The organism is Amycolatopsis orientalis (genome assembly GCF_000943515.2).
Classification (GTDB): Bacteria; Actinomycetota; Actinomycetes; order Mycobacteriales; family Pseudonocardiaceae; genus Amycolatopsis; species Amycolatopsis orientalis.
This window is the reverse complement of record NZ_CP016174.1, coordinates 5962233-5986822: the sequence shown is the minus strand read 5'-3', so window position 1 is coordinate 5986822 and position 24590 is coordinate 5962233. Positions and strand designations below refer to the sequence as shown.

The window sequence follows — 24590 nt, the reverse complement described above, 5'->3', positions numbered from 1 at the left end:
CTCGGTGAGGGTCAGGCGTTGATCTGTTTGGTTTCGTCGGCGGCGTTGATGGTGATCTTGCGCGGCTTGGCGCGTTCGGCGACCGGGATCCGCAGGGTGAGTACCCCGGCTTCGTAGCCGGCCTCGATGCGGTCGGGGTCGAGTGTCTCGCCGAGGAACAGCTGCCTGCTGAACGTTCCGTGGGGCCGCTCGGCGACCTCGAACTCCGCGTTCTCGCCCGCGACGCCGTGGCGTTCGGCCTTGACCGTCAGCACGTTCCGCTCGACGTTCAGTTCGATCGACTCCGGCCGGACACCGGGCAGGTCGAACGCGACCACGTAGTCGTTCCCGGTGCGGTAGGCGTCCATCGGCATCGTCGCCAGGCGGGCCGCCGTCCCGGTGGCGCCGAGGAACTGCTGGGCCAGCCGGTCGAGCTCCCGGAACGGATCGGTACGCATCAACATCTCACAGTCTCCTTTCACACCGGTCAGAACTTCGGTCAGCCGGGAGCGGCCTGCCTCCGCCCGATCCGGGACAGAGCGATACCCGCCGCGGCGCGCGGGCCGCGGCGGGCGGGATCCGAGTCGTCAGTCGAGAAAGGAATACGGGGGCGGACACCGCCCTCGCCGGCATCACCTCCCAGCGCGGTCGTCGTCGATTTCCGCTTCCCGCAAGGACGGAGGTGACCGTTCCCGGGCCGGTGCTCTGGCGGCTGTCGCCTGAATGCCAGGGCGGGCCTCGTCTCGCGGGCCGAACCGGTGGGTGGACCCGCCCGCGCGGTCACCGCGTGCTTCCGAGTGGTGGTCCGGGGGACGGCGCGGGGGCACGCGGCGCGGTGCCGAGCGGTCGCCGAAGTTGGCGGCGACGCGGAGAACAGCCCAATCGTGCATCTCGATCACTTCCCAAGTCCCCACCACAAGGTCCTGATCGGATACTTTTCTTATAACCCTCGCCATAGATTATGTCAAGAGGCGACTATAGACAATCTATGCCGTCCAGGTGAGCTTGCCGCTCAAGGCGTCATCAGGGCGGTCAATAGCGACGTGTCGAACGCTCGCTTGTTCTCCAGCTCGCCCGCCCAGCTGGTCGTGGTGGCGGTCATCCGCGCGGGCGGCGGGCTCCCGATGCAGTGCGCGGCCAGCGCGGTGAAGAAGTCGTCGGGGTCGATGAGGGTTTCCTGGGTGTGCACACCGGGTCGGCGGGCGGCGGGGATGAGCAGCGCCGACACCGCCAGCGGGACACCGGTCGCGGCGGCCATGGTGAACCCCGGTGTATTGGCCAGGATCGTGGCCGCGATCCCGGGACTCCCGTGCCGGATGCCGGTCGCCACAGCGAAAAGCGGTGGCGGAGTGCCTTGTTTGAAGATGTCGCTCGTAGTGGTGGACAGAAGTTTCTCCGCGCGTTCGAGCAGCCTCGCGGCGCGATCGAGGGTCAGCGCGCCGGCGTCGATGAACCGCCGCAGACCGGCCAGCAACGTGAGCGCGGCCTTGTCCCCGACGCATACGTTGGTGCTGTCGCGCAGGCTGGGGAAGGCGCGGTGCAGGGTCACGGCTTCGGGATGTCCGACGGTGCGCCCGCTCAGGGTGCCGAGCCCGGGGTGGATCCATTCGACCTTCTCGAGTGCGGGGCGCCTGACCAGCCGTCCCTCGCGCAGCATGGGGATGGTGCCGCTGATCTGTTCCATCATGTGCACGACCGCCGCGCTGGGGCCCGTTCCGGGATACGGGGTTTCCGGCGGCGCCGCGCCGATGTTCCAGCCGGTGAGGATGGTTTCGACCGTGTCGAGTTCCCGTGCCGCGCGCACCGCGAGCATGCTCGCGATACCGGGGCTGGCGCCCGTGCCGATCAGGGCGCACACTCCGGCGGCCTCGGCCTGTTCGCCGAGTTCGAGCATGCGCAGCGTCGGCTCCGGATCGTCGCAGATGTCGATGTAATCGCAGCCCGCCTCGATCGCCGCGGTCAGGACCGGTACGCCGAACCGGAAGAACGGGCCCACCGTGTTGACGACCAGGTCGAACCGCTTCATCGCGGTGACCAGCCCGGCGTGGTCCGTCGCGTCGGACCGTCGTGCCGAAACCTTGGCGCCCAACGAGTCCGCCACCGCGGTGGCGCGCGACAGGTCACGGTCGGCGATCACCACTTCGGTCACGGAGCCGGCGGCGGCCAGGACCGCCGCCGCGGCCGCCCCCATCTCTCCGGCGCCACCGAGCGCGAGAACTCGCATGCAGACCACCCTCTCTGATATATTTACTGTCATGACAGTAAATCAAATCGGCCGCCCGAGCAAGGCGAAGGAGCGGATCCCGGAGATCCTTCGAGCGACGGCCGAAGTGGTGACGAGGGAAGGGCTGGCCGGGGTGACGTTCGCGAAGGTCGCCGAGGTGGCGGGAATGCAGCGCACGTTGGTACTGCACTACTTCGGGTCCCGTGACGAGCTGATCGGCGCGTTCATCGAACACGCCGTCGGGGCGATGGGAACGGAGATCTTCCGCCGTGATCCCGGTCTGCCGCTGCGCGAGCGGGTCGCCTCCCTTTTCGCGCCGGGGGCCTACCGCACCCACGAGGACTTGGTCGTGTGGACGGAACTGGTGGCCTTGGGCGCGCGCGACGAAGAGGTGCGCGGGCGCCTGCGCGACCTGTGGGCCGAGCTGTGGCTACCCGAACTGGAAGCCTTGCTGGCCGCACACTTTCCCGGCGCGTCCCCCGATGACGTCGCGGACACGGTGTACGCGTTGGTGTGCCTGTTCGAAGCGCACTGGGCGTTCAGCATCCAGGGCGTCGTCGACGAGCGCCGCCGTCGTCAGGCCGAACGCGCGGCGCTGCTGATCCTGGATCAGCTGGCGACACCGGAGCGCTGACATTGCCCCGCAGCCCTGTTCATATCCTTTGTGGACGATCACTTGTCCAAGTACCGCTGGGCTCGTTCCCTGGTCTTGGGGGAGTTCGCCGGATTCTTCGCCAACGTCCCCATCAGCTCCCGGCCACACTTCACGTTCAGGTCCCAGGCCTCTGTGGCGGCTTCGAAGCGCACGGATTCTGTTTCGTGACGATCGTCGACGATGTAGGCGAGCGCGTCCGTCGCCGCTGTGCCGGGCAGGCTGAGCGCCGCGTCGATCCGGATCCTGCTCGGTCTGGCTTTCTTGACCAGCTTCTTCAAGGCGGACCGGCCACCCGCGCGATCGATCTTCAGCAGTGCTTGGGCCGCTTGCAACCTGAGCCGGTCGGAGCGGGCGGTCTGCGCGAGGTCCAGTAGCGTGCGCTTCCCGTGTTCGCCTGCCTCGGTTGCCGCCGTCAACCGGAACTGGGGGTCCTCGGCCGTCCGATCGGCCACCCGTCCCATCAACTCCAGGCCTCGGGGGTGGTGCATGGCGAGGACTTTCCGTGCCGCGGTCATCGCGCTCTCGCCGTCGGCGGTGGCGACTATCGCGGCGTAGAGGTCGATCACGGACCGTGAGCTCAGTGACGACACGACGAGTTCGACGGCCTTCAATCGCACCGGCCCCGCCGCGTGGCTCTTCACGAACTTCTCGATCTCAGCCGCGGCTTCCCTGGGGGCGATCTTATGGGCTTTCTTCAGGATCGTGAACCGGGAGGCGTCTGTCGACGGGCCCGACCCGGCGATGGCCACGAGCCGCCGGGCGCCGGCTTCCGGTGCGGCTTCCTTGAGGGCCTCGGCCGCTCGGGCCTGATTTTCCCAGGTCACCTCCGGAGCTTCGGCGAGCGCGACAAGGGCGTCGATCGGACCGCCGTACTCGGTGAGAATCCGCGAGGCCGCGCGGAGCCGCACCTCGAAGTGTGTGAACTTGCTTTCCGAGAGTCTTCGCAGTGCCGGGATCGCTTCCGCGGTATCGATCTTGCCGATCATCAGAACCGCGTCATAGCGCGTTTCGCTGTCGGCGTCCTGATCCTCCTGCCAGGCGATGTCGGCCGCGATCCGCAGCGCTGTTCGCGGGCTCTCATGCCGGATCAGCTCCGCGACCCGCAGCGGGGTGTCGTCGTCGGCCGACGTCGCGGCGAATCGCTCGGCGGCTGTCACCGCGATCTCGGAATCCAAGGGCAGAAGCGTGTCGAGCGCTCTCAAGCGTGCGTCATCGGAAAGGCCGCGTCCTTCCGCGACGAGTTCGCGCAGCAGCTCCGGGCGACGGAGAATGATCGCGGCGTCCGCGCGCAGGTCGCCCATCTCCTCGGTGTCGGCGAGGTACAGCATGGCCACCTCGCCCTGGTCCTGATCGAGTTCGCCGATCAAGAGCGCCGTGTCATACCTGTCCTGGGGGAGTCCGGTCAGGTTTCTCGCCAATACCTCGAGGGCGTTCATACCGCGCACTCGGTCGTGCTGGAGCAATGCGACCACGGCGTCGTAGCGGCGTCGTGACCTGGCCGTTGGTCGTGCGAAGGAGACCAGGGCGTCCAGTTCGTCGGCCGCGGTGACCGGGTCGATCAGCTGAAGCTCGTTCGCCGCGACCGACCAGCGTTCGTCGTCCTGTCCGGGATCGCGAAGCGCGCCGCGGAGGATGTCGACGACCTGCTCCCGGAGATCATTGCCCGGCAGGAGATCCCGGCGGATCAGGTCCACGACGAAGCCGATGTTGGGTTCCCAGTGCCGGTGGTGCACCAGGTGGCGCAACCGTCGCTCGACCGCGGGCCTCTCATTTTTCCACCAGAGCCCGGCCAGGAAGGCGTTCAATCCCGCCTCCGGCCAAGGCCGGCTCTTCCGCGGTTTCAGGTACTTCCACGTCGACGGCTCCGTCAGGCGCGGGCCGCGAGGATGGTGTCGGTGGACGTGGCACGCGGCCAGATAGTCCCGGAGCGCCGGTCGCGCGAACCGGAGTTCCCCGTTCTCGGAGACGAAAGCACCGCTGCTCGCGAGCAGTCCGTCGAGGATGTGCCGGCGTTCCGGTACGGCTGTTCCAGCCGGCCAGGCCAGGCGGGCCGAAGCAAGCGCGACGTCGAGCACCGCCGTGTCGCCGGCACGGCAGCGGTACGCTGTTTCCTCCAAGAACACTGGCGCGTTGCGCGGTAGATAGGCCGTCCGGCCCAACGACTCGGCAGCTGAACGGACGATCTCTTCCAGTTCGTCGATTTCCCGCCGTGGCCCGTCTGTCACAAACCGGCATGCTAGTTCATCAAACCGGGGGCGAACAGGACAAAAGGTTGCCAATAGAGGACGTCGGCGGCCGCGCCTGTGTCCTTTGTGGACATATCGGCGGTAAGGGTGCCCCGGAAGACCTGGGTGTCGCGGTGACGTACATACTTCGGGGAGTTCGGGCAACAGGGCAGCGATGTGCCCGGAGAGTCGGTGGCGGTATGAGCGGTTTCGGAAAGTGGAGTCTCGGGATCGGTCTCCTGCTCATGGCCGTGGCCGTAGGGTGCTCGATGCTCGACCGGATTCCGGCCTCCGTGATCACCGGCATCATCGGCCTGCTGGGGCTGAGCATCGCGGGGTACGACCTGATCGACACCTGGTCGGAACGGGCCGAACTGCGTCGCCGGAGCGAAAGGGCCCGCCAGGCGCGGGAAAGCGAACAGGACTGAGTCAAGCAGTGCAGTTCTTGGGTGACGTCACCCTGACCTTGGCTCCGGTGAATTCCTCGATGATCGCGATGTTTTCCGGCGCGTAGTTCTTGGCGACGATCTTGTCCACGTCCGCACTGCCGAGTTTGGCGGCGTAAGGCGCGGATTGATCGAGCCAATACGCCGACCGGAGGAACTCGATGAGCACCAGATCGCGCAATGCGGGCTCGGCCTTGATCTTGGTCCAGTAGTCGGCGTGCTTCGTCTTGGCCGTGCGCAGGTAAAGCAGCAGATACCGGATATTGGTGGCGACGATGTCCCGGGAATTGCTCGCTCCCACGCCCTGGATGTACTCGGCGACGACCGTCGCCGCGGGCAGTCCCATGAGCCCGGCGTTCAGTTCGGCGAGGACGCCCTGGAGGCGATAGGTTCCTTGCTGCGCGTCCCGCAGGTAGATGTCGTCCATGGACGAGGTGAGTTTGTCCGTGATCAGCGGCAGGATCTCGCGCCGGGGGAATCCGCCGTGGAGGGGTACCTTCATCGCCTTCTGCGTAGCGTTGATCCATGCGGACATGTAGACGTCCCATGACGTTCTCGAAGGATCGAGGTCCCACATGTGGGTTTCTTCGTGGATCGCCACCATCAGGGATTCGGCCAGTGCGTTGAAACTCTTTTTGTCCACGAACTGGCTGAAATACTGGTCCTTGGCCTGAGCGATCGCGAGGGCTTCGCCACTCGGCCACCGTCGCTGGTACACGGCCTGGATCGTCTGCAACCATTTCGAAGACTGGAAAGCGGCCTTGATGTCGCTGACATCGGCTGTGGGTTGCACGGGCTCCTGGTAGCAGAAGGGGGCGCTCGGAGCGGGTTGCGCGGCGGCGGCGATGGGGGCCTGCACGAGGGACAAGGCGAGGCAAGCGGTCAGCAAGGAAACACGGTATTCGCGGCGCATGTGAACCTCGGTTCCCGGTCGGACTTCCGTGGTCGAGAACGGCAGTGTCTCCTACCCGGCGCCATCGCCTCAATGATATCGCTTCGCACGGGACTGGATGGCCTAGGTGTTACGGCGGCGTACGGGGGATCGCCGTGGCCCGCAAAGCCTCGTGAGTGGTAATGACGGTTATAGTGGGGTAAGGCAAACGTGGCGTGATCGGCTCGCCGCCGTGAAGGTCCCCCTTGTCTGCCCTCACGGTAGTGAAGGAGGCCTTCACTACCGTGTGCCCGGCGAGGGGTTCCCCGAGGAGGCGGGGCGGGCCTCCTGACTGTCCATAAAGGACAATTTCCAGCGACTCGGTGTCCGATTGGTGCTTATTCGTCTGGTTCTGGACGGGGTCGTGAGTGGCAATGAGGGTTAGAACGCTATTTGCCACTCACGACCACCTCGCGAGGCCGGGTAAACTGCTCAGGTCGGACATTGATCGCCGGGAAAGTGTCCCTTGTGGATACCCGTGGTCAAGGCCCGGCTTCCGTCAGCCAGTCCGGACCCGCACCGGGACGCGCCACATTTGGCTTACCCCTCAATAGAACCGTCATTACCACTCACGAGACCGACCTGGCCCCGCCGCGCTATCGCCTTACTGCCCCGAGTACTTGGGCGGGGTCTGCGGAAAGCCGAGCCGGCGGCCCGCGTCGCGGAGTTCGTCGCGGGCGCGGGGGTGGGCGACGTGATCGATGATCTGCCGGGCCTGTTCGCCCGCGTCGTGGCCCCAGATGGTGGCGGTGCCCTGTTCACTGACGAAGTAGCTGTGCTGGAAGGAAGTGACCGGCCCGGCCAGGCGGGGCACCACCGTCGACACGTCGGCCTTGGGATGCCAGGACGGGAGGGCGATGATGGCCCGGCCACCGGGGGAGTGCAGCGCCCCGACCACGAAGTCGGTCTGCCCGCCGAACCCGGAGTAGATGACGTCGTTCACCCGACTGGCGTTCGCCTGCGCGTACAGGTCGATCTGCAGGGCACCGTTGATGGAGACCAGCCGGGGCCGCCGGGCGATCAGGCCGGGGTCGTTGGTCTTTTCGGTGCGCAGGAGCCGGACCCGCGGATTGCGGTCCACCCACTCGTACAGTTCGGCGCCGCCGAACACGAACGACGCCGTCACCGGCGTCTCGCCGTCGAGCGCGCCGGCCTGTTCCAAGGCCAGGACGCCGTCGCTGAACATTTCCGACCACACGGCGAGCCCCCGGCGTGCGGTCAGCGCCGCGAGCACCGCGTCCGGGACCGCGCCGATGCCCAGCTGCAGGGTCGCGTCGGCGGGGACGAGGTCGGCGACGCGTTCACCGATCGTGTGGGAAACGTCGCTGATCGGGCGGAACACGGGGGAGGGCAGCGGCTCGTCGACCTCGATCGCGTAGTCGACGTCGTCGCAGGGCAGCACCCCGTCGCCGTAGGTGTAGGGCATCCGCGGGTTGAGCTGGGCGATCACCAGCCCACCGCGGGCACGGACCGCCTCGATCGCCGCGGGCAGGATGTTGACCTCCGTGCCCAGCGACACGCAGCCGTCCACCGGGGTGGACGTGTGGATCAGCACGATGTCGGGCGGCAGGGCCTGCTGGAGCAGGCGGGGCACCAGCGACAGCCGGGACGGGAAGTACCGCAGCGCGGACCTCCCACGCATACCCGACCCGACGAAAGGCGTCTCCAGGGTCACGCCGTCCCGGTCCGGGATGCCGGGCTGGGCGTTGAGCGCGAAGAGCCGGTACTCGGCCACCGACTTGTCCAGCAGGCCGAGAGCGTGATGAGGGGTGGCGAAGTTGCCGCTGACCACGACCCGCGGCGGGGTGGCGACGGCGGCCAGCACGGCGGCGAGGCGTGACTCGGACAGGATGCGCATGCTTCCTGCATACCCGATCGGCAGGGGAGGGCGACGCGGCGGGGGCGGTCAGGGGCGCTTCCACTCCTGCCCCTGCCAAGCCGGGTCCAGCGGGGTGTGCGCGACGTGATTGGTGTAGTTGGACAAGGTCTTCATACCGACACCTAGGATCACGTCCATCACGTTGCGTTTGGTGTAGCCCGCGGCGAGGAAGTCATCGACCTCCTCGTCGGTGAACCACAGGGCCGTGACGACATCACTGTCCACTCCGGACTTGAGCACCAGGGCGGAATGCGCGGCCACGCAGTATTCACATTCGTTCAGCACGGTGGCGGTGATCCACACGACCTGCTTCGCCTTGGCGGGTAAGGAAGCTTGACCTCGGGCATGATCACCGAGCGCTCGCAAGGCGCCGCCCGTCACCCGATCGCGGTGGTGCAGCTCATCGCCGCGTCCGGCGCGGCCTTGCCGTGGGTGCGCTCCAGATGGGCCTCACCCCAGACCCTCACGCCCTCGACGACGGGCAGGACGGTGGTCCCGTAAGGAGTCAGCCGGTAGATGACGCGGGCCGGAACCGGTCCGGTCTCCACGCGTTCGACGAGTCCGTCGGCTTCGAGTTCACGCAGCTGTTCGGCCAGCACCTTGGGGGTGATCGGCGCGCCTCTGCGGCGGAGACCCGCGAAATGGGACTCGCCGTGCGCGAGCCAGTACACCAGGGTCAGCTTCCACTTCCCGCCGATCGCGGCGAACGCCGCGGCCATCGGGCAGCCGGGCAACGGGTTGGGGCGCGAGGGGTTACCTGCAGGTGCCTTCTTGTCCATGGCCGTGCTCCACTCGGATAGTCGGACCATGACCGTGCCATACAAACGATTCCTGATCGCGGGCCTTTCGGTCCTCATGCTGATCGCGACGGCGGCGTCGGGTGACGCCGCGACCTCTCCCGCCTCTTCGGCGGCCGCCGGCGGCCAACGAGACTTCGACTGGGAGATCGGTACTTGGCGCTCCTCGGTGCGGGTGCTCGCCGAGCCGCTCTCGGACTCCGCCGATGTCTGGCTCCAGTTCGGGGGCACCAGCGTCGCGCGCCCCCTCTCGGAGGGACGGGCGAACGTCCTCGAGTTCGCGGTCTCGGGGCCGAACGGGCGCATCGACGCCCTCAACCTGCGGCTGTACGAACCGCAGGCGCAGCGGTGGAGCCTGACGTTCGTCAACATGCGCGACGGCCTGCTCACCCCGGCGGTGTACGGCGGATTCCGCGATGGCGTCGGTGAGTTCTACGGTGACGACCGGCTCGGAGACCGCCCGATCAAGGTACGGTTCCGGATCGTCCGCCCGAATCCGGACGAGGCGCGGTTCGAGCAGGCGTTCTCGGCCGATGGCGGGACGACGTGGGAAACGAACTGGATGGCCGTGGACTGCCGGATCCGCCGATGACTCAGTCCAGGGCGAGCAGTTCGTCCAGCACCGCCTTGAGCGCCGGGCCGTGGTCGTCGCGGCGCCAGGCCGCGCGGAGGTCGACGTCGTGCGGCGACGTGTCGAGCGGCACGAAGGCGACGTGAGGGTCGTTGACGTTCCTGGCCACCGACGCGAGGGTCAGGTGGCAGCCGACCTGGGCGCTCACGAGGGCGAGCGCGGTCTGGGTGTCCGGGGCGATCTGGACGACGTCGGCGATGAATCCGGCCTGGTGGGCCAGCCGCCGTAGTCTGTCCGGCAATACGGCGCCTTCGTGCGGGGGCAGGGACACGAAGCCGTCGTCGGCCAGCTGCCCGAACTCGAGCCGCCGGGCTCCCGCCAGGGGGTGGGTGTCCGGGACGGCGACCACGAGCGCGTCGGACATGACGACCCGGGCGGCGACTTCGGCGGGGATGACGTCCCAGCGGCCGAGTGCGATGTCCGTTTCGCCTTGGACGAGCTTCTTCATCGCCGGTTGGGCGAAGTTCTGGCTCGACAGTTCCAGCCGGATCCCCGGGCGTCGCGCCCGCACCGCGCGCGCGAGGCGGGCGACGAGGTCGTGGGTGGACACACCGGCGAACGCGATCCGGACGAGCCCGGCCTCGCCGTCACCCGCCGAACGCACGGCCGCGTCGGCCCGGCGCAAGGCTTCGATGACGTCTTTCGCGGGGCCGACGAGGGCTTGTCCGCCCGCGGTCAGGTTCACCGATCGGGTGTTGCGATCGAAGAGCCGGATCCCGAGCTCCCGCTCCAGCTGCTTGATCGTGCGGCTCAGCGGCGGCTGCGCGATGTGCAGCCGTTCGGCGGCCCGGCCGAAGTGCAGTTCCTCGGCGACGGCGAGGAAGGAACGGAGCTGCTGAACGTCCATAATTGCGTCGAAGGTATCACGGGGCGACGAATTAGGTCCGCCGTCGATCTGAATGGGTGATCAGCGCCAGGGGAAAGGCCCATTGACGCGGAACGGCACGCGGCGCTGGGGCCGCGTGCCGGATCGATCGGCGAGAAGTGGGCAGGTCAGTCGTGCGTGCCCTCGCTGGCGAGACCTTGGGACCGGTTGAGGTTCTGGGCTTCGTGGAGCTGGTCTTCGAGGGTGACGATGCGGCAGGCGGCGTCGATCGCGGTGCCCTGGTCGACCATTTCCCGCACCCGGGCGGCCAGGCGCAGCTGATGCCGGGAGTAGCGGCGGTGCCCGCCGGCGGATCGCTGCGGGGTGATCAGGCCTGCCTCGTCGAGGCTGCGCAGGAAGCCTTGCGTCGTGCCGAGCATGTCGGCGGCCCGGCCCATCGTGTAGGCGGGGTAGTGCTCATCGTCGAACTTGTTGTCGGCCCCGCTGGGCGTGGCCGGTCCTTCTTGGTCAGGGATCATTCCACCTCCATCACAAAGGGCCCCGGGTGCCAGAAACGGCACCCGGGGCCCTCAGGGTTGGGTTTCACCATTGTCAACCGGCGTGAACGCCGGCTTCCTGCACCCGCGTCCGGTGAAAGACCGGACCGTGCGGGGATCGCTCATTCGTGACCGAGAACCACCTCCGAACTCGATGGAACCACGGCACCCGCGCGGCACTACCTGGCCGCCGCGGGCGATCCAATGATGACGCCTTTCCCTTCTTTCCTGTGTTTTCCACTTGCTGGGTACTGCTACTTCACCTGCTGCGAACGCCACCGCCGGGAACCCTTCCACTGATCGGTCCCAGCACGCTGACGCCGCTGGTCACTGCCCGGAGCCCTGTTCACCGATCGGCTCCGGCCACCTGACCGGTCCTGCAACTGCACTTGCCAACTGCGTTACTTGCTACTGCGTTACTGCGTACTGCGTTGTTCGACTATCGATATTGCTGCTCCAGGCCGGTACTACCTGGCAAACCTCTTCACAACCCCGGCCTGGAGTACTGCTCTCGGCCACCAGCCGGAACCTGTTCCTTGATCGGCTCCGTCCTGCCTGACCGCTTGTCTCACCTCGCGGGTAGTTACGTCATCTCCCGCGCCTGCTTGACGTTGTCTTTCTCGGTACAAGGAGAAGACTACACACACCCGTCGTTGAATGTCTACTCCGCTCAGCATAGATTTTCTGCGGCGTGTCGGACGGAGTGTGGAAAAGGGGCTCACGGGCATGAGTGACGAGGTCATGCGGGAACCGCTCGACGAGCGGTACGGCCTGGTCGGGGTGCGTGACCTCGAGGAGTACGCCGAGGCTCTGGACCGGCTGCTGGAGCGGGGACGGCGGGAACGGTTCGCGGCGTTGCTGTCGGAGGCCGAGGCATACGCGGCCGCGGAGCTGCTCGGGCGCTTCGCGCAGCTCGAACCTCATGGCGCGCTGAACCAGCTGGCCGCGTCCTTGGCGAGCCGCCTCTACAGCAGGCTGGGTGCCTGAACTTCCGGAAGACCGGTGACGCGGTGGGTGTTCAGCACCGCGTGCCGCGGTCGGCGCCGGACAGGCGGGCGGGCCGGTCGGCGAGCGGGCCGCCCGAGCGCAGCAGTGCTTCCAGCGTCTCCAGCGGTTCGGGGACGACGGTGTACCAGCTCCATGTGCCTCGCCGTTCGCGTTCGAGGATGCCGGCGGAGACCAGGACGCGGAGATGATGGCTGAGCGACGGCTGCGGCATGTCGAATTCCTCGGCCAGGTCGCAGAAACACGCCTCGCCTCCCGGTGAATACCGCACGAGTGACAGCAGCCGGACGCGCACCGGGTCCGCGAGGGCCTTGAACAGTTTCGCGGCCGTCTCGGCGTCGGCCGGGTCGACGACGGCGGCGGGGTCGGCCATCAGGAGGGTCACCGCGACCGGTGACCTGAGGTGACCGTTCTCGCTCGCCATATGCCCTCCCGTGCCGGTGGAACCCCGAGTGTACCGGCTGAATTGACAAAGTTCGATCCAAGCCCTTCAATTGCATCGAGATACTTCGATCCAGTGTCCGTGTCACGAGGAAAGGGAACCGGGTATGACCCGCACGCCTGAGGTGTTGTTCGTCTGCGTGCACAACGCGGGCCGCTCGCAGATGGCCGCCGGACTGCTGCGGCACTACTCGCTCGGGCGCGTCGCCGTCCGCTCCGCCGGCTCCGAACCCGCGGAGAAGGTGAACCCGGCCGCCGCCGCGGCGCTCGCGGAATGGGGACTGGACATCACCGCCGAGCTTCCCACCAAACTGTCCACAGAGGACGTCGACGCCTCCGACGTGGTGATCACCATGGGCTGCGGGGACACCTGCCCGGTCTTTCCCGGCAAGCGTTACCTGGACTGGCCGCTGGAAGACCCGGCAGGGCAGGGCCTGGAGGCCGTCCGCCCGATCCGCGACGAGATCGATCGCCGTGTCCGTGGCCTGCTCGCCGAAATCCTCGACGCGTAGCCCCCGATCCCCACTGGATTCAGGAGAACCACTCTCGTGATCCCTATCGACGGCAAGGCGAGGTCGTCGGCCGACGCCGATGTCCTGCGCAAACTGTCCTTTTTGGATCGGTTCCTGCCCGTCTGGATCATCGCCGCGATGGCGGCCGGTCTCCTGCTGGGCAGCGTCGTCCCGGGTCTGCAGGGTGTGCTGGACGCGGTGAAGATCGGGCAGGTTTCGCTGCCGATCGCGCTCGGGCTGCTGCTGATGATGTACCCGGTGCTGGCGAAAGTCCGCTACGACAAGCTCGGCACGGTCACCGGCGACCGGCGCACGATGGTGCTTTCCCTTGTCCTCAACTGGATCGCGGGCCCGGCGCTGATGTTCGCGCTGGCGTGGCTGATGTTGCCGGATCTGCCGGAGTACCGGACCGGCCTGATCATCGTCGGGCTGGCCCGCTGTATCGCGATGGTGATCATCTGGAACGACCTGGCGTGCGGCGACCGCGAGGCCGCGGCGGTGCTGGTCGCGCTGAACTCGGTGTTCCAGGTGATCATGTTCGGTGTGCTCGGCTGGTTCTACCTCGACCTGCTGCCCGGCTGGCTCGGCCTCGACACCGCCAGCATCGACTTCTCGCCGTGGGAGATCGCGCTCAGCGTGCTCATCTTCCTCGGCATTCCCCTCGCCGCCGGCTATCTGTCCCGCCGCGTCGGCGAGCGCGGCAAGGGACGCGAGTGGTACGAAAACAGGTTCCTGCCGAAGATCGGCCCGATCGCGCTGTACGGGCTGCTGTTCACCATCGTCGTGCTCTTCGCCCTCCAAGGTGACAACATCACGTCCCGGCCGCTGGACGTCGTCAGGATCGCCTTGCCGCTGCTGGTGTACTTCGCGGTGATGTGGGGCGGCGGATACGCGCTGGGCAAGGCGTCCGGCCTGTCCTACGAGCGCACCACGACGCTGGCCTTCACCGCCGCGGGCAACAACTTCGAACTCGCGATCGCCGTGGCCATCGGCGTTTTCGGGGTCACCTCCGGGCAGGCGCTCGCGGGGGTCGTCGGCCCGCTGATCGAAGTGCCGGTGCTGGTGGGGCTGGTGTACGTCAGCCTGTGGTTGCGTTCGCGCTGGACGGCTCGTTCGCACTGATAGGTTGCCGATCATGACCGCGTCGCCGGTGGATGTTCCGGAACAGGTACTGCGCACTTCGATCATCGAGCGGCTGTTCACCCGCGCCGCCGATCCCCGTCCCTTGTTCACGCATCAGGACCACAGCGCGGGCGTGGACCACACGGTCACCTGGACGGAGTTCGTCTCCCGGGTGCGGGAAGTCGCGGGAACGCTGCGCGGCATCACGCGGCCGGGTGATCGCGTCGCGGTGCTCACCGGTCAGGACCTGAACTACCCGCTCGCCTTCTACGGGGCGCTCGCCGCCGGTCTGGTGGCCGTGCCGCTGATGGCGCCGGGCAGCCCCGCTCAGCGAGGCAGGCTCACCGGGGTACTGGAGGACTGCGACGCCCGGGTGTGGCTGACCTCTTCGGCCGCCGCGGCGAAAACCCGGGAAGCGGGGACGCCCGAACACCTCGTCGTGGTCGACGAACTTTCCGGGCCGGGCGCGGATCCGCTCCCGGCCGCGCCCGAAAGTCCCGCCTATCTCCAGTACACGTCCGGTTCGACACGGGAGCCTGCCGGTGCGGTGATCCCGCACCGCGCGGTCGTCGCGGCCTGCTGGCAGGCGAGCCGGGCCTACGCCGTCGACGAGGGGACGACCTGCGCCGGCTGGATCCCGTTCTTCCATGACATGGGCCTGATCCAGCTGCTGTGCCTGCCGGTCTTCGCCGGTGCGCGGTCGGTGTTCATGGCACCGGCCGAATTCGTGCACAAACCTGCGCGATGGCTGCGTCAGCTGGCGGACCATCCGGCCGTGTTCACCGCCGCGCCGAACTTCGCCTTCGACCTCGCCGCCGACGCCGCCGGAGAGGCCGGGGACGACCTCGATCTCTCGGACGTGCGTATCGCGCTCAACGGCAGCGAGCCGGTGCGGCCGCGCACGATCACACGGTTCCAGGAGGTCTTCGGCCCGCGTGGCTTTCGGCCGGAAGCCCACCGTCCGTCCTACGGCCTGGCCGAGGCGACCGTGTACGTGGCGAGCGCGGACGACGAGGGGCCTCGGAGCGCGGTGTTCGACCGCGAAGCCCTCGCGCAGGGCCATGCGGTGGAAGTGCCGGACGGCACGGAACTCGTTTCGGTGGGCCGTCCCCTCGGACAGCGGGTCCGGATCGTCCGCGACGGGGTCGCGCTGCCGGACGGCCAGGCCGGGGAGATCTGGATCCACGGCCCGAACGTCGCGGCGGGCTACTGGGGCCGTGGCGACGCCGCCGCGTTCGGCGCCGAACTCGAAGGTGTCCGTGGTTGGCTGCGCACCGGCGATTTGGGTGTCTTCCATCGCGGCGACCTCTACATCACCGGCAGGCTCAAGGATCTCATCGTCATCGACGGCCGCAATTTCCATCCTCAGGACATCGAAGCGGTGGCCGCCGAAGCGCATCCGGCGATCCGTCGCGACCGTGTCGCCGCTTTCGGTGTGGCGGACGAAATGGGTGAAGGGGCAATGGTGGTAGCCGAATGGGCAAAGAACGCCGACGCCGATGTCAAAGAAGTCACCAGAGTGGTATTGCGGGCGGTGTCCCGCGAACACGATCTGACGTTGCGATCGGTCCGCCTGGTCCCCTCCGGTGACCTTCCGCGCACTTCCAGTGGCAAGGTCGCGCGTGCGGCGGCCAAGGCGCGTTATAGTCGGCGCCGTGGGTGATCACCGCGCGGATGTCGCGAACGTCGTCAGTGAGACTTTTCGGCTTGATCCGGCCGAAATCGCACTGGACGCACCGCTCGAAGAGCTGGGAATCGACTCCAAAGGACGGATAAAACTCCTTTCGGCGCTGGAGATCTACCACGACGTGAAGATCGATCTCGACCAGCTCGGCCGGTTCACCGACATCGGGTCGGTGGCCGAAGTACTCGCCGAGGCACTCGGCGACAAGGCCGGCGTAGCCGACGAAAGGCGCTGAAAAGAATGAGCGGGGGCTTCACCGCGGCGACCGATGCGCTTTCATCGGCGTCGAAGAACGTCGGGAAACTGACGGATCGGTTGCTGGAGGACAACCCCGATCTGTCGAGTACTCCGGTGAACGCGGCCGGTTTCGGCCAGGCGCACGGCGATCACGCGAAGAAGTACACCGATGGCGTGGCGGCGCTGTGGGCCGCGGTCAACGGCTACAAGACCACCCTCGCCACGTTCGGCACGAATCTCGGTACGGCGGGCACCACCTACGGCGCCAACGAGGACGAGCAGAAGAACAAGATCACCAAGACGGGGATGCGCTAGTGGCCACCACGACCACCTGGACCGACGTCAAGGCCGTCCTCGACGACCCGAGTGTGCCCGCCGAGCAGAAGAACCGGCTCATCAGTACGTGGATGCGGACGCATCCGGCGCCGCCGCCGTTCATGGCGGATCAGGAGCCGGAGGAGATCAAGCAGAAACGCAAGGAAGCCGAGAAGTACGCGGATTCCTACAACGCCATGCCGATGCTGGCCTCCGGCGATCTCGACGAGGTCTTCAAAGGCGCGAAGGCCGCCGGTGAGCAGGCCAACTACAACCAGAAGCAAGAGACGAAGGCCGTCACCGAAGGCAACAAGAAGCTGGACGGCACGAAGGAACCCACCGCGGAGGGCGCCGGGACCAAGACGTCGGACGAGATCTTCGACGCCGCCGCGCCGGCGCTCAAGGTGTTCCAGACCTTCGGTTCGCTGCTGGCGAAGCTCCCGGAAGACTGCCGGGGCACCACCCGCGCGCTCGACTTCGAGAAGGACATCAAGAAGCCGTTCGACGAGCAGCGCGGCATCAACTTCAAGAACTTCGTCGACGACGCCGCCCACTTCAAGACCGGCTCGACGACCGTCGACAGGACGATCCAGGAAACCGGCTCCGAGCTGAACACCCTTTACGGGACCTGGACCGGGAAGGCCGCGGACGCCTCTTCGGAGAACTACAACGAGAAGATCCTGCCGAAGGCGAAGAAACTCGCGGAGACGCTGAACCACGCGAGTGAGGCGACGCTGAGCACCACCGCCACGGTGTTCAAGCTGTGCAAGGGCAAGGCCGACGCGGTCATCGACCTGTACAAGGAGGTGGTCGGCCGCGCGGACTTCCCGATGGCGCAGAAGGTGATCGCCATCGCCGCCGGGGAGAAGAGCGGCAAGGAGGACCTCGGCGCGATCGCGGGCTGGATGGACGTCAACTTCGGCTCCAACCTGGTCCAGCAGCTGAACAACGACGGCTGCTGCGACGACGACGAGTTCAAGAAGGCGGGCCAGAACCTCGCCAAGCAGTGGGTGCAGAAGCAGTTCGTCCCGGAGATGTGGGACATCATCTACCAGGGATTCGAGAAGACCTGCAAGGAAACCAAGGAGTTCGTCGACCAGGCCTACGCCGAACTCGACAAGGTGATGGGCAAGGTCAAGAACGAGTTCGAAGGGGCGGACAAGCCGGGCGGCTCCGGCGCGGGCGGACCGGGCGGCGGCCCTGGCGGCGGACCGGGCGGAAGTGGCGCCCCGGACTTCACCGGTGGTTCCGGCGGCGGCCCCGGCGGTTCCGGTAACGGAGGATCCGGCGGTTCGGGCAACGGGGGATCCGGCGGCGGCCCGAACGGCTCCGGCGTCGGCGGCCCCAACGGCGGGTTCGGCGGTGGCCCCGGTGGTTCCGGCGACGGTGGACCCGGTGGCGGCCAGGACGGCTCCGGCACCGGTGGTCCCGGCGGCTCGGGTTCCGGCGGCACCGATCCGTCAGGCCAGCAGAAACCTCCTCCGCCGATCCCGAACGTCTCCATCCCCGATGGCGGCTCCGGCGGGGGAGCACCCGGCGGTTCCGGTGGTCCCGGCCCCGACGGGGACAAGGACAAGACCTCGCCCTCGGGCTCGGTCCCGCCGCCGTCCTCCGGCGACGAGCAGAAAGCGGCCGCCGAAGAGGCGAAGAAACAAGCCGCCGCGGCGGCCGAGAACGCGAAGAAGCAGGCTTCCGAGGCGCTGGGCAAGATGGGCGACGGACCCGCCGGCGGCGAACTCGGCGGCGGTGGTTCCGGTCCGGCGGGCGGTCCCGGTTCGACTGGCGGTTCCGGTGGCGGCCCGGGGAGCACGGACGCCGCCGCCGAAGCCAAGGCGGCGAACGAGCGAGCCCAGGAAGAAGCGAAGAAGCAGGCATCCGAGGCACTCGGGAAGCTCGGCGACGCCCCGCTCGGCGGCACGGGTGACGAAGCCCGTTCGGATGCCGCCGACGCGAAAGACGCCGCCGACAAGGCGACCGAAGACGCGAAGAAGCAGGCTTCCGAAGCGCTGGACAAGATGGGTGACGGGCTGTCCGGGGAAGACGGCGACAAGCTGGCCGGGGACAAACCCGGGGACAAACCTGGAGAGAAACCCGGCGAAGACGGCGACAAGGCCGAAGACGGCGAACGCGAAACCCTCAAGGTCAAGCAGGGCGACAAGACCTTCGAGATGACCGAGCCGGACAAAGACGGCGAGATGGAGATCAAGGTCGGCGACGGTTCCGGGACGGCCAAGGACTTCAAGCTCGACTGGACCGGCGACGGTGAGGAATCCAAGCTGGGTTCCGCTCCCGGCACGGACGACGGGCAACCGGGCAAGGACGGGATCCACCGCCCCGGTCCGGACGGCAAGATCCACATCCAGGACGGCGACGTCAAGATCACCGCCGAACGTCCGGACGGCCCGAACGGCCCGACGGTCGTCACCGTCGACGACGGCACCGGCAAACCGACCACGTACACCCTCGGCGAAGAGAATCCCCGCACGGACAAGGCGGCGCATCCGCTCACCCCGGTCACCGGCACGGTGCAGCCCGAATCCCGCCCGGCGTTCACCCCACATGGCGGCACGGGCCCCGAAGGCATCCCCGGTACCGGCGGTACCAGTGGTGGCGGTGGAGGCGGCTTCGGCGGTGGCGGTGGTGGTGGCTCGGTGCCGCCGATTTCCCACGACATCGCGACTCCCGCGACAGGGCAGCCGTCGTCGTTGTCCGAAGGGGTGCACACCGGCGGCGGGACGCATCAGCCGCAGCCCGTGGCTTCGGCCGCCCCGTCGGGCACGATGGGCGCACCGGCGGGTCAGGCGTTCGGCGGCGGTGCGATGCCGCCGATGGGTGGCATGGGCGGCGGTGGCGCGGGCGGCGGAGCGGGCGGTGACCAGGAACGGTCCAACCGCGCGTACCGGATCGAGGGTGAGGTGTTCGACCAGATCAACGAACCCACCGGCCGGATCACCGGTTCACTGCTGGACGACGAGGAACAGCCGGTCACCCGCAAGCGGTGAGCCACGGCAGGGGAGAACTTATGAGCGCCGACGAAACGTCCAGTATGAAGACGACCCTGGACGGCCTTGTCCGCGAGCAGGCGGAGCGCCGGGGACTGCGGGATCAGCGTGCGAAGGAGATCAAGGCCGGCGCGCAGGAGTTCATGACCAAGCAGGTCCAGACGGCGCAGCGGTACGTCGAGCACCGGCGGGAACTGGGGCAGCGCAAGACGAAGTCCGGCTGGAGCACGGACCGGACGCACGCGGAACCAGGCAACGGCTCGGCGTTCGAGGACGCGCCCGCCTTCGACGCCCCGGCGTTCACCCCGGAGCCGTCCGCCCGCACGCCGCGGGACGCACCCCGTCGCGCTCCGCGGTCTCGGCAGGCGCCAGTGGACGACGAGGACGACGCCTTCCTCAACAACCGTTGGCGCGACTGACCTTCCGGACTGCTCGACGTCGTCAGACGACGACGTCGAGCAGCAGCACGAGCGGAAGTGAGAGCACCGAGGCCAGTGACATGGCCACGGTGTGGGTCTTGAACGTGCCTTTGGTGGTCAGCCCGAGCAGCGATTGGAACATCCAGAAGAAGTTGCTGCTGACGTGAGGAAGGAACAGCGCGCCCGAGCAGGCGGCCAGGGCGACCAGTACCACCGGGACACCGAGTGAACCCGCGATCGGGGCGAGGATGCCCGCCGCGGTGATCGCGGCGATCGAGATGGACCCCATCGCGATGTGCAGGACGGCGGCGATCAGCCATACGAGCACCAGGGGCGGCAGGAACCCGGTGCCGAACGAGCCTGCCAGTACGTCGCGCAGTCCCGATTTCCCGATCACCTCGGCGACCGAACCCGAGAGCCCGGACAGCACGAGAATGGGCCCGGCCATCGCCAAGGCCTTGCCCACGGCCGCGTTGACCTCGTGCGCGGGAAGGACACGCCGGGCCAGCAGATGTGCGAGGCCGGCGCCGATCGCCATGGCGATCACCGGTTCGCTCAGCAGCGTGACGGGCCCCAGCGGGAAACGGAAGGCGTTGGCGAGCGCGCCCAGGGCGATCAGCGCCAGCGTCACCACCACCGGGGAGACGGACAGCGAAAGCGGCAACTGCCGGACGGCCGTGGTGGTCGTGGCCGGGCTCGCGGCTGCGCCGCTCCCGTCGCCGTCGTCGTGATCGCGGTCCGCCACCAGTTCGTCGGTGGCGGGATTCCAGCGCAGCGGCCGCCGGAGCAGCAGCGCGAAGACGAGCATGGTGAGGACGGCGGTGGGAAGCCCGACGGCCAGCCCGTAGAGGAACATCTCGCCGAGCGGCACGTGCAGCAGGCCCGCGACGGCGAGCGCCGCCACACCGGGAACGACGAAGACCAGGCCGACCTCGATCCCGGCGGTCAGCGCACCGCCCATGAGCGCGACACCCCGGGAACCCAGCCGTCCGCCGAGACGCCGGGCCAAGGGCGCGGTGAGCACCAGGACCACATCGGAATAGATGGACGTGAACACGGTCGACAGCGAGACGGCGAACACCATCGGCACCCGTTTCTCCCCGAAGACGCCCAGCAGTCGTTCCAGGACGCGGTGCAGGGTGTTCGTCGCGGTCAGCAGCGTGCCGATGACGACGCCGAAGGTGATCAGCATGCCGATTTCGGCCATCACGTCACCGAATCCGGCGGCGAGCGCTTCGGTGGTGCCGCTCGCGCCCAGGCCCGTGGCCAGCCCCAGATAGGTGGCGCCGATCAGCAGTCCGAAGATCGGTGGCGTCTTCAGCCAGGTGATCATCACGACGATGCCCACGATGGCGATACCGGTGTGGGCAAGGAGCCAGGCATCGGACACGGTGCCCTCCTCGGGACTCGCGGCGGGACGGCGCCGGTGCCGTCCCACATGGCGACCCAGTAAGCCCCTCGGATGGGTCGCCGGTCCAAGACCGGGTTGCTGGCAAACTGATAGGCCACGACTATCGATCACGCGGAGGTTCGGCATGGACGCGCGTCAGCTGAAGTACTTCCTTGCCGTCGTCGACGCCGGAAGCGTCCACCGGGCCGCGGAACGGCTTTACGTCGCCCAGCCGTCGGTCTCCCAGGCCCTGCGCACGCTCGAACGGGACCTGGGCAGCCTGCTGTTCCACCGGACCGGACGGCGGCTGGTGCTGACCGCCGCCGGCCATGCGCTCGTGGCGCCCGCCCGCGAGGTCATGCGGGGGCTGGACCTCGCCAGGGCCACGGTGGAGGCCGTCGATGGTCTCCTCGGCGGGGAGCTGGTCATCGCCTCGATGCCCTCGCAGTCGGTGAGTCCGCTCGCCCGGCTCATCGCCGCTTTCGCCGCGGTCAACCCGCGCGTGCAGGTCTCCGTCCGCGCGGCGAGCACACCCGACGACGTGCGGAGGATGCTCACCACCGGCGACGCGGAACTCGGCGTGGTGGCGGCCTCGCCGGCGGCCGGATCGCTACCCGGTTTGGCGGCCTTGCACCTGGAGACGCAGCGCTTCGCCGTACTGGGCCGCGACGAAGCGGCCTTGCCCGCCGGGGATCCCGTCCGGCCCGCCGATCTCGCCGGGGCGGCGCTCATCGTCGGCCAGCAGGGCACGGGTATGCGCGGGGTGGCCGACACCGTGCGCCGTCAGGCCCCCGGCAGCCGGTTCGCGGTCGAGGTCGAGCATCGCGAGGCCGTCCTGCCCCTCGTCCTCGCGGGCGTGGGCATCGCCGTGGTCAGCGATTCCTGGCGTGCACTGGCGAAAGCGGCGGGTGCCGCGGTGCGGTCGCTGGATTGTCCCGATTCGCTCGACGTGTCCCTGGTGTCCCGGCCGGGCCGCTTGAGCCCGGCCGCGGCCGCCTTCCACGACCTGGCGGGATCACACTGATAGGCACAGCCTTTCAGTGGCGCAAGAACTGCGTCTTGGACTTGCCTGCCCGGCCCGGCGTCCACTGGGCGCATGATCAGCTACCGCATCGCACTCATCCCCGGCGACGGCATCGGCACCGAGGTGCTTCCCCCGGCCCAGGCGGTGCTCTCCGCCGTCGGTGCACGGCACGGGATCGCCTTCACCTACGACTCCTTCGACTGGTCCTGCGAGCGCTACCTCGCCGAGGGCGCGATGATGCCGTCCGACGGCCTCGACCGGATCCGGCGGCACGACGCCGTGCTGCTGGGCGCGGTCGGCTGGCCCGGCGTGCCGGACCACGTGTCGCTGTGGGGGTTGCTGATCCCGATCCGGCGCGGTTTCCGGCAGTACGTCAACCTGCGTCCGGTCAAAGTGCTCGACGGGGTGCCCAGCCCGTTGCGCGCCGCGGGTGCCGGAGACGTCGATCTGGTCGTGGTGCGGGAGAACGTCGAAGGCGAGTACTCCGAGATCGGCGGACGGCTCGGCCGCGGCACCGAAGACGAACTGGCCGTGCAGGAGGCGGTGTTCACGCGCAAGGGGGTCACCCGCGTCGTCGAGTACGCCTACACGCTGGCCGGGAACCGCCGGAACCACGTGACCTCGGCGACGAAGAGCAACGGGATCGTCCACACCATGCCGTTCTGGGACGAACTGGTGGAAGAGGTGGCCGGGCGGCACCAGGGCGTGCGCTCCGACAAGGAGCACATCGACGCGCTCGCCGCCAAGCTCGTCCTGGCGCCGGAGCGGTTCGACGTGATCGTCGGCTCCAACCTCTTCGGCGACATCCTCAGCGACCTCGCCGCCGCGGTGGCCGGGAGCATCGGGGTCGCCCCGGCGGCGAACCTCAACCCCGAGCGGGAATTCCCGTCGATGTTCGAGCCGGTGCACGGCTCCGCGCCCGACATCGCCGGGCAGGGCAAGGCCAACCCGCTGGGCGCGCTGTGGTCCGCGGCCATGATGCTCGACCATCTGGGGCATCCCGAAGCGGGCGAGGAACTGCTGGCCGCCGCATTCGGCGCGCTGGCCGACGGCATCGGCACCCCCGACCTCGGCGGGACCGCCGACACCGCCGGGTACACGCGCGCGGTGCTGAAACGAGTGGGGTGACGAGCTTTTCGCGGGCGCAGGTGTGAAGGGTCGCGACCGGGGTACCCGCCGAACTGTTCGCCTGGTTCCGGGCTGGAGAAAGCCGTCCTGGAGCCGTGCAGAGGCGGATGACCCCGGCCCTTCTGTTTTCGCTTGTCCCGAAGGAAATCGCGTTACCGCGTCAGCGGTCTGGCGGGGTTTTCGTGCGCCTTTCGGACGTTTCCCAGCATGGAGGTACTCGATGTTCCGCCATACCAAGCTCCTGCAATTCGAAGCCAAGCCCGAGAAGCCCGACCCCGTTTACGCCCGCAAGCTCCAGGAATTGATCGGCGGCGCGTACGGCGAGATGACCGTGACCATGCAATACCTGTTCCAGGGCTGGAATTGCCGGATCGAGGGCAAGTACAAGGACCTGATCATGGACACGGCCACCGAGGAGATCGGGCATGTGGAGATGCTCGCGACGATGGTCGCCCGGTTGCTGGAAGGAGCGCCCGCGACCGAGACGGCCGAAGCGGCCAAGGATCCGGTGATGGCGGCCGTCCTCGGCGGGATGGATCCGCAGCAGGCGATCGTCGCGGGCGGTGGCGCGCTGCCCAACAACAGCCAAGGTGTGCCGTGGAACGGTGGTTACATCGTGGCCAGCGGCAACCTGCTGGCCGATTTCCGGGCCAACGCGGCGGCCGAGGCGCAAGGCAGGCTGCAGACGGCGCGTCTCTACAACATGACCGACGATCCCGGGGTGAAGGCGATGCTGCAGTTCAACCTCGCTCGTGACACCGTGCACCAGAAGCAGTGGCTGGCCGCCATCGAAGAACTCGAAGCGGACGGCCTGGAAGGCGCCATCGCGCCGACCGCGTTGTTCGACGAAGAGAACCAGGACCACAACAACACCGTGTGGCGCCTCTCCGATGGCTCGGACGGAAGCAAGGGCGGCTGGAGCTTCGGCGGCGAAGGGATCGAATACCTGACCGATCCCCAACCGCTCGGGGGCCCGGGCACCGCGCCGAAACCCGATCCGGCCCTCTTCGGCACTTACGCGCCGATCCAGGACGCCGTCGGCACGGTCAAGGGCAAGGCCAAGGAGGCCAAGTCCAAGGCCACCAAGAAGCGCTAGCCTGCCGGAGCTGAAGGATGCTTTCCTCGCATGCGATGCGGGGAAAGCGCCCTTCACCGCGTCACATGCGGGGAAAGTTCCCTTCA

Annotated in this window: 25 protein-coding genes; 14 read left to right on the top strand and 11 right to left on the bottom strand. The window is 68.0% G+C overall.

Annotated elements, in window-relative coordinates; genetic code table 11:
- Positions 1–11: 11 nt before the first annotated feature.
- Together SD37_RS26230 and SD37_RS26225 are read right to left on the bottom strand one after the other, a co-directional pair.
- Entirely contained in the window at positions 12–443 is a 432-nt protein-coding gene (locus SD37_RS26230; RefSeq protein ID WP_044849810.1) for an Hsp20/alpha crystallin family protein, read from the bottom strand.
- Between the two features lie 548 nt (positions 444–991).
- Positions 992–2203, bottom strand: coding sequence for a saccharopine dehydrogenase family protein (locus SD37_RS26225; RefSeq protein WP_044849809.1), 1212 nt, complete (start codon positions 2201–2203; stop codon positions 992–994).
- A gap of 31 nt (positions 2204–2234) precedes the next feature.
- On the opposite strand from SD37_RS26225, the gene SD37_RS26220 reads away from it, so the two are divergent.
- The gene (locus SD37_RS26220; RefSeq protein ID WP_044849808.1) at positions 2235–2837 is read left to right on the top strand and encodes a TetR/AcrR family transcriptional regulator; all 603 of its coding nucleotides are present in this window, start codon (positions 2235–2237) and stop codon (positions 2835–2837) included.
- Between the two features lie 38 nt (positions 2838–2875).
- Here SD37_RS26220 and SD37_RS26215 read toward each other — a convergent pair whose 3' ends face one another.
- Entirely contained in the window at positions 2876–5083 is a 2208-nt protein-coding gene (locus SD37_RS26215; RefSeq protein ID WP_145926731.1) for an NACHT domain-containing protein, read from the bottom strand.
- Between the two features lie 200 nt (positions 5084–5283).
- Here SD37_RS26215 and SD37_RS26210 point away from each other — a divergent pair, with 200 nt between their 5' ends.
- Positions 5284–5511, top strand: coding sequence for a hypothetical protein (locus SD37_RS26210; RefSeq protein WP_044849806.1), 228 nt, complete (start codon positions 5284–5286; stop codon positions 5509–5511).
- A gap of 1 nt (position 5512) precedes the next feature.
- Here the strand turns inward: SD37_RS26210 and SD37_RS26205 are convergent, their stop codons facing one another.
- The 4 genes from SD37_RS26205 to SD37_RS26190 form a co-directional block, all read right to left on the bottom strand.
- Positions 5513–6418 carry a hypothetical protein gene (locus SD37_RS26205; protein WP_236725120.1) on the bottom strand — a complete coding sequence of 302 codons (906 nt, stop codon included), beginning with the start codon at positions 6416–6418 and terminating at the stop codon, positions 5513–5515.
- Positions 6419–7064: 646 nt separating this feature from the next.
- The gene (locus SD37_RS26200) at positions 7065–8318 is read right to left on the bottom strand and encodes an acetyl-CoA hydrolase/transferase family protein (protein ID WP_044849805.1); all 1254 of its coding nucleotides are present in this window, start codon (positions 8316–8318) and stop codon (positions 7065–7067) included.
- A gap of 48 nt (positions 8319–8366) precedes the next feature.
- Positions 8367–8720 carry a carboxymuconolactone decarboxylase family protein gene (locus SD37_RS26195; protein ID WP_167369660.1) on the bottom strand — a complete coding sequence of 118 codons (354 nt, stop codon included), beginning with the start codon at positions 8718–8720 and terminating at the stop codon, positions 8367–8369.
- A complete protein-coding gene (locus tag SD37_RS26190) occupies positions 8717–9118 on the bottom strand; it encodes a winged helix-turn-helix transcriptional regulator (RefSeq protein WP_236725119.1) in 402 nt (133 codons plus the stop codon). The genes SD37_RS26195 and SD37_RS26190 overlap by 4 nt, the downstream gene beginning before the upstream one ends.
- 28 nt (positions 9119–9146) lie before the next feature.
- Between SD37_RS26190 and SD37_RS26185 the strand changes: the two genes are divergently transcribed.
- The gene (locus tag SD37_RS26185; protein ID WP_236725118.1) at positions 9147–9728 is read left to right on the top strand and encodes a hypothetical protein; all 582 of its coding nucleotides are present in this window, start codon (positions 9147–9149) and stop codon (positions 9726–9728) included.
- A gap of 1 nt (position 9729) precedes the next feature.
- Here the strand turns inward: SD37_RS26185 and SD37_RS26180 are convergent, their stop codons facing one another.
- On the bottom strand, positions 9730–10614 hold the full coding sequence (locus SD37_RS26180) for a LysR substrate-binding domain-containing protein (protein ID WP_044849803.1): 885 nt from the start codon (positions 10612–10614) through the stop codon (positions 9730–9732).
- Positions 10615–10760: 146 nt separating this feature from the next.
- Positions 10761–11111 carry a helix-turn-helix domain-containing protein gene (locus SD37_RS26175; RefSeq protein ID WP_044849802.1) on the bottom strand — a complete coding sequence of 117 codons (351 nt, stop codon included), beginning with the start codon at positions 11109–11111 and terminating at the stop codon, positions 10761–10763.
- Between the two features lie 744 nt (positions 11112–11855).
- Between SD37_RS26175 and SD37_RS26170 the strand changes: the two genes are divergently transcribed.
- Entirely contained in the window at positions 11856–12116 is a 261-nt protein-coding gene (locus SD37_RS26170) for a hypothetical protein (protein ID WP_044849801.1), read from the top strand.
- A gap of 31 nt (positions 12117–12147) precedes the next feature.
- On the opposite strand, the gene SD37_RS26165 is transcribed toward SD37_RS26170, so the two are convergent.
- Positions 12148–12558 carry an ArsR/SmtB family transcription factor gene (locus tag SD37_RS26165; RefSeq protein ID WP_065912980.1) on the bottom strand — a complete coding sequence of 137 codons (411 nt, stop codon included), beginning with the start codon at positions 12556–12558 and terminating at the stop codon, positions 12148–12150.
- A gap of 124 nt (positions 12559–12682) precedes the next feature.
- Here SD37_RS26165 and SD37_RS26160 point away from each other — a divergent pair, with 124 nt between their 5' ends.
- The 7 genes from SD37_RS26160 to SD37_RS26130 are packed head-to-tail and all read left to right on the top strand — an operon-like array spanning position 12683 to position 19866.
- Positions 12683–13087: an arsenate reductase ArsC gene (locus SD37_RS26160; RefSeq protein ID WP_044849800.1), complete on the top strand. Its 405-nt coding sequence runs from the start codon at positions 12683–12685 to the stop codon at positions 13085–13087.
- 45 nt (positions 13088–13132) lie between these two features.
- Positions 13133–14209, top strand: a complete 1077-nt coding sequence (gene arsB, locus SD37_RS26155; protein ID WP_044850121.1) for an ACR3 family arsenite efflux transporter — start codon at positions 13133–13135, stop codon at positions 14207–14209.
- 13 nt (positions 14210–14222) lie between these two features.
- Entirely contained in the window at positions 14223–15872 is a 1650-nt protein-coding gene (locus tag SD37_RS26150) for a fatty acyl-AMP ligase (RefSeq protein WP_044849799.1), read from the top strand.
- Positions 15865–16128, top strand: coding sequence for an acyl carrier protein (locus SD37_RS26145; protein WP_044849798.1), 264 nt, complete (start codon positions 15865–15867; stop codon positions 16126–16128). The genes SD37_RS26150 and SD37_RS26145 overlap by 8 nt, the downstream gene beginning before the upstream one ends.
- 5 nt (positions 16129–16133) lie before the next feature.
- Positions 16134–16445 carry a hypothetical protein gene (locus SD37_RS26140; protein ID WP_044849797.1) on the top strand — a complete coding sequence of 104 codons (312 nt, stop codon included), beginning with the start codon at positions 16134–16136 and terminating at the stop codon, positions 16443–16445.
- Positions 16445–19447 (top strand): WXG100 family type VII secretion target, encoded by a 3003-nt coding sequence (locus tag SD37_RS44160; protein ID WP_044849796.1) that lies wholly within the window; start codon positions 16445–16447, stop codon positions 19445–19447. Before SD37_RS26140 ends, SD37_RS44160 begins: the two co-directional genes overlap by 1 nt.
- Positions 19448–19467: 20 nt before the next feature.
- Positions 19468–19866 (top strand): hypothetical protein, encoded by a 399-nt coding sequence (locus SD37_RS26130; RefSeq protein WP_044849795.1) that lies wholly within the window; start codon positions 19468–19470, stop codon positions 19864–19866.
- A gap of 22 nt (positions 19867–19888) precedes the next feature.
- On the opposite strand, the gene SD37_RS26125 is transcribed toward SD37_RS26130, so the two are convergent.
- Complete coding sequence (locus SD37_RS26125) at positions 19889–21256, bottom strand: GntP family permease (protein ID WP_044849794.1); 1368 nt, start codon at positions 21254–21256, stop codon at positions 19889–19891.
- A 145-nt stretch (positions 21257–21401) separates the two neighbouring features.
- Here SD37_RS26125 and SD37_RS26120 point away from each other — a divergent pair, with 145 nt between their 5' ends.
- The 3 genes from SD37_RS26120 to SD37_RS26110 all read left to right on the top strand — a co-directional run bounded on the left by SD37_RS26120 (position 21402) and on the right by SD37_RS26110 (position 24504).
- On the top strand, positions 21402–22280 hold the full coding sequence (locus SD37_RS26120) for a LysR family transcriptional regulator (protein WP_044849793.1): 879 nt from the start codon (positions 21402–21404) through the stop codon (positions 22278–22280).
- Positions 22281–22352: 72 nt separating this feature from the next.
- Entirely contained in the window at positions 22353–23408 is a 1056-nt protein-coding gene (locus SD37_RS26115; RefSeq protein ID WP_044849792.1) for a tartrate dehydrogenase, read from the top strand.
- Positions 23409–23628: 220 nt separating this feature from the next.
- Positions 23629–24504, top strand: a complete 876-nt coding sequence (locus SD37_RS26110; protein ID WP_044849791.1) for a manganese catalase — start codon at positions 23629–23631, stop codon at positions 24502–24504.
- The last annotated feature ends 86 nt before the right edge of the window (positions 24505–24590 follow it).

Excerpts from the sequence above, each read along its gene's own strand:
- SD37_RS26150 (WP_044849799.1), top strand. The coding sequence starts at position 14,223 with ATGACCGCGTCGCCGGTGGATGTTCCGGAACAGGTACTGCGCACTTCG.
- SD37_RS26200 (WP_044849805.1), bottom strand. The coding sequence starts at position 8,318 with ATGCGCATCCTGTCCGAGTCACGCCTCGCCGCCGTGCTGGCCGCCGTC.
- SD37_RS26115 (WP_044849792.1), top strand. The coding sequence starts at position 22,353 with ATGATCAGCTACCGCATCGCACTCATCCCCGGCGACGGCATCGGCACC.
- SD37_RS26140 (WP_044849797.1), top strand. The coding sequence starts at position 16,134 with ATGAGCGGGGGCTTCACCGCGGCGACCGATGCGCTTTCATCGGCGTCG.
- SD37_RS26130 (WP_044849795.1), top strand. The coding sequence starts at position 19,468 with ATGAGCGCCGACGAAACGTCCAGTATGAAGACGACCCTGGACGGCCTT.
- SD37_RS26180 (WP_044849803.1), bottom strand. The coding sequence starts at position 10,614 with ATGGACGTTCAGCAGCTCCGTTCCTTCCTCGCCGTCGCCGAGGAACTG.
- SD37_RS26160 (WP_044849800.1), top strand. The coding sequence starts at position 12,683 with ATGACCCGCACGCCTGAGGTGTTGTTCGTCTGCGTGCACAACGCGGGC.
- SD37_RS26175 (WP_044849802.1), bottom strand. The coding sequence starts at position 11,111 with ATGATCCCTGACCAAGAAGGACCGGCCACGCCCAGCGGGGCCGACAAC.
- SD37_RS26225 (WP_044849809.1), bottom strand. The coding sequence starts at position 2,203 with ATGCGAGTTCTCGCGCTCGGTGGCGCCGGAGAGATGGGGGCGGCCGCG.
- SD37_RS26170 (WP_044849801.1), top strand. The coding sequence starts at position 11,856 with ATGAGTGACGAGGTCATGCGGGAACCGCTCGACGAGCGGTACGGCCTG.
- SD37_RS26165 (WP_065912980.1), bottom strand. The coding sequence starts at position 12,558 with ATGGCGAGCGAGAACGGTCACCTCAGGTCACCGGTCGCGGTGACCCTC.
- SD37_RS26120 (WP_044849793.1), top strand. The coding sequence starts at position 21,402 with ATGGACGCGCGTCAGCTGAAGTACTTCCTTGCCGTCGTCGACGCCGGA.
- SD37_RS26110 (WP_044849791.1), top strand. The coding sequence starts at position 23,629 with ATGTTCCGCCATACCAAGCTCCTGCAATTCGAAGCCAAGCCCGAGAAG.
- SD37_RS26210 (WP_044849806.1), top strand. The coding sequence starts at position 5,284 with ATGAGCGGTTTCGGAAAGTGGAGTCTCGGGATCGGTCTCCTGCTCATG.
- SD37_RS26185 (WP_236725118.1), top strand. The coding sequence starts at position 9,147 with ATGACCGTGCCATACAAACGATTCCTGATCGCGGGCCTTTCGGTCCTC.
- SD37_RS26230 (WP_044849810.1), bottom strand. The coding sequence starts at position 443 with ATGTTGATGCGTACCGATCCGTTCCGGGAGCTCGACCGGCTGGCCCAG.
- SD37_RS26190 (WP_236725119.1), bottom strand. The coding sequence starts at position 9,118 with ATGGACAAGAAGGCACCTGCAGGTAACCCCTCGCGCCCCAACCCGTTG.
- SD37_RS26220 (WP_044849808.1), top strand. The coding sequence starts at position 2,235 with ATGACAGTAAATCAAATCGGCCGCCCGAGCAAGGCGAAGGAGCGGATC.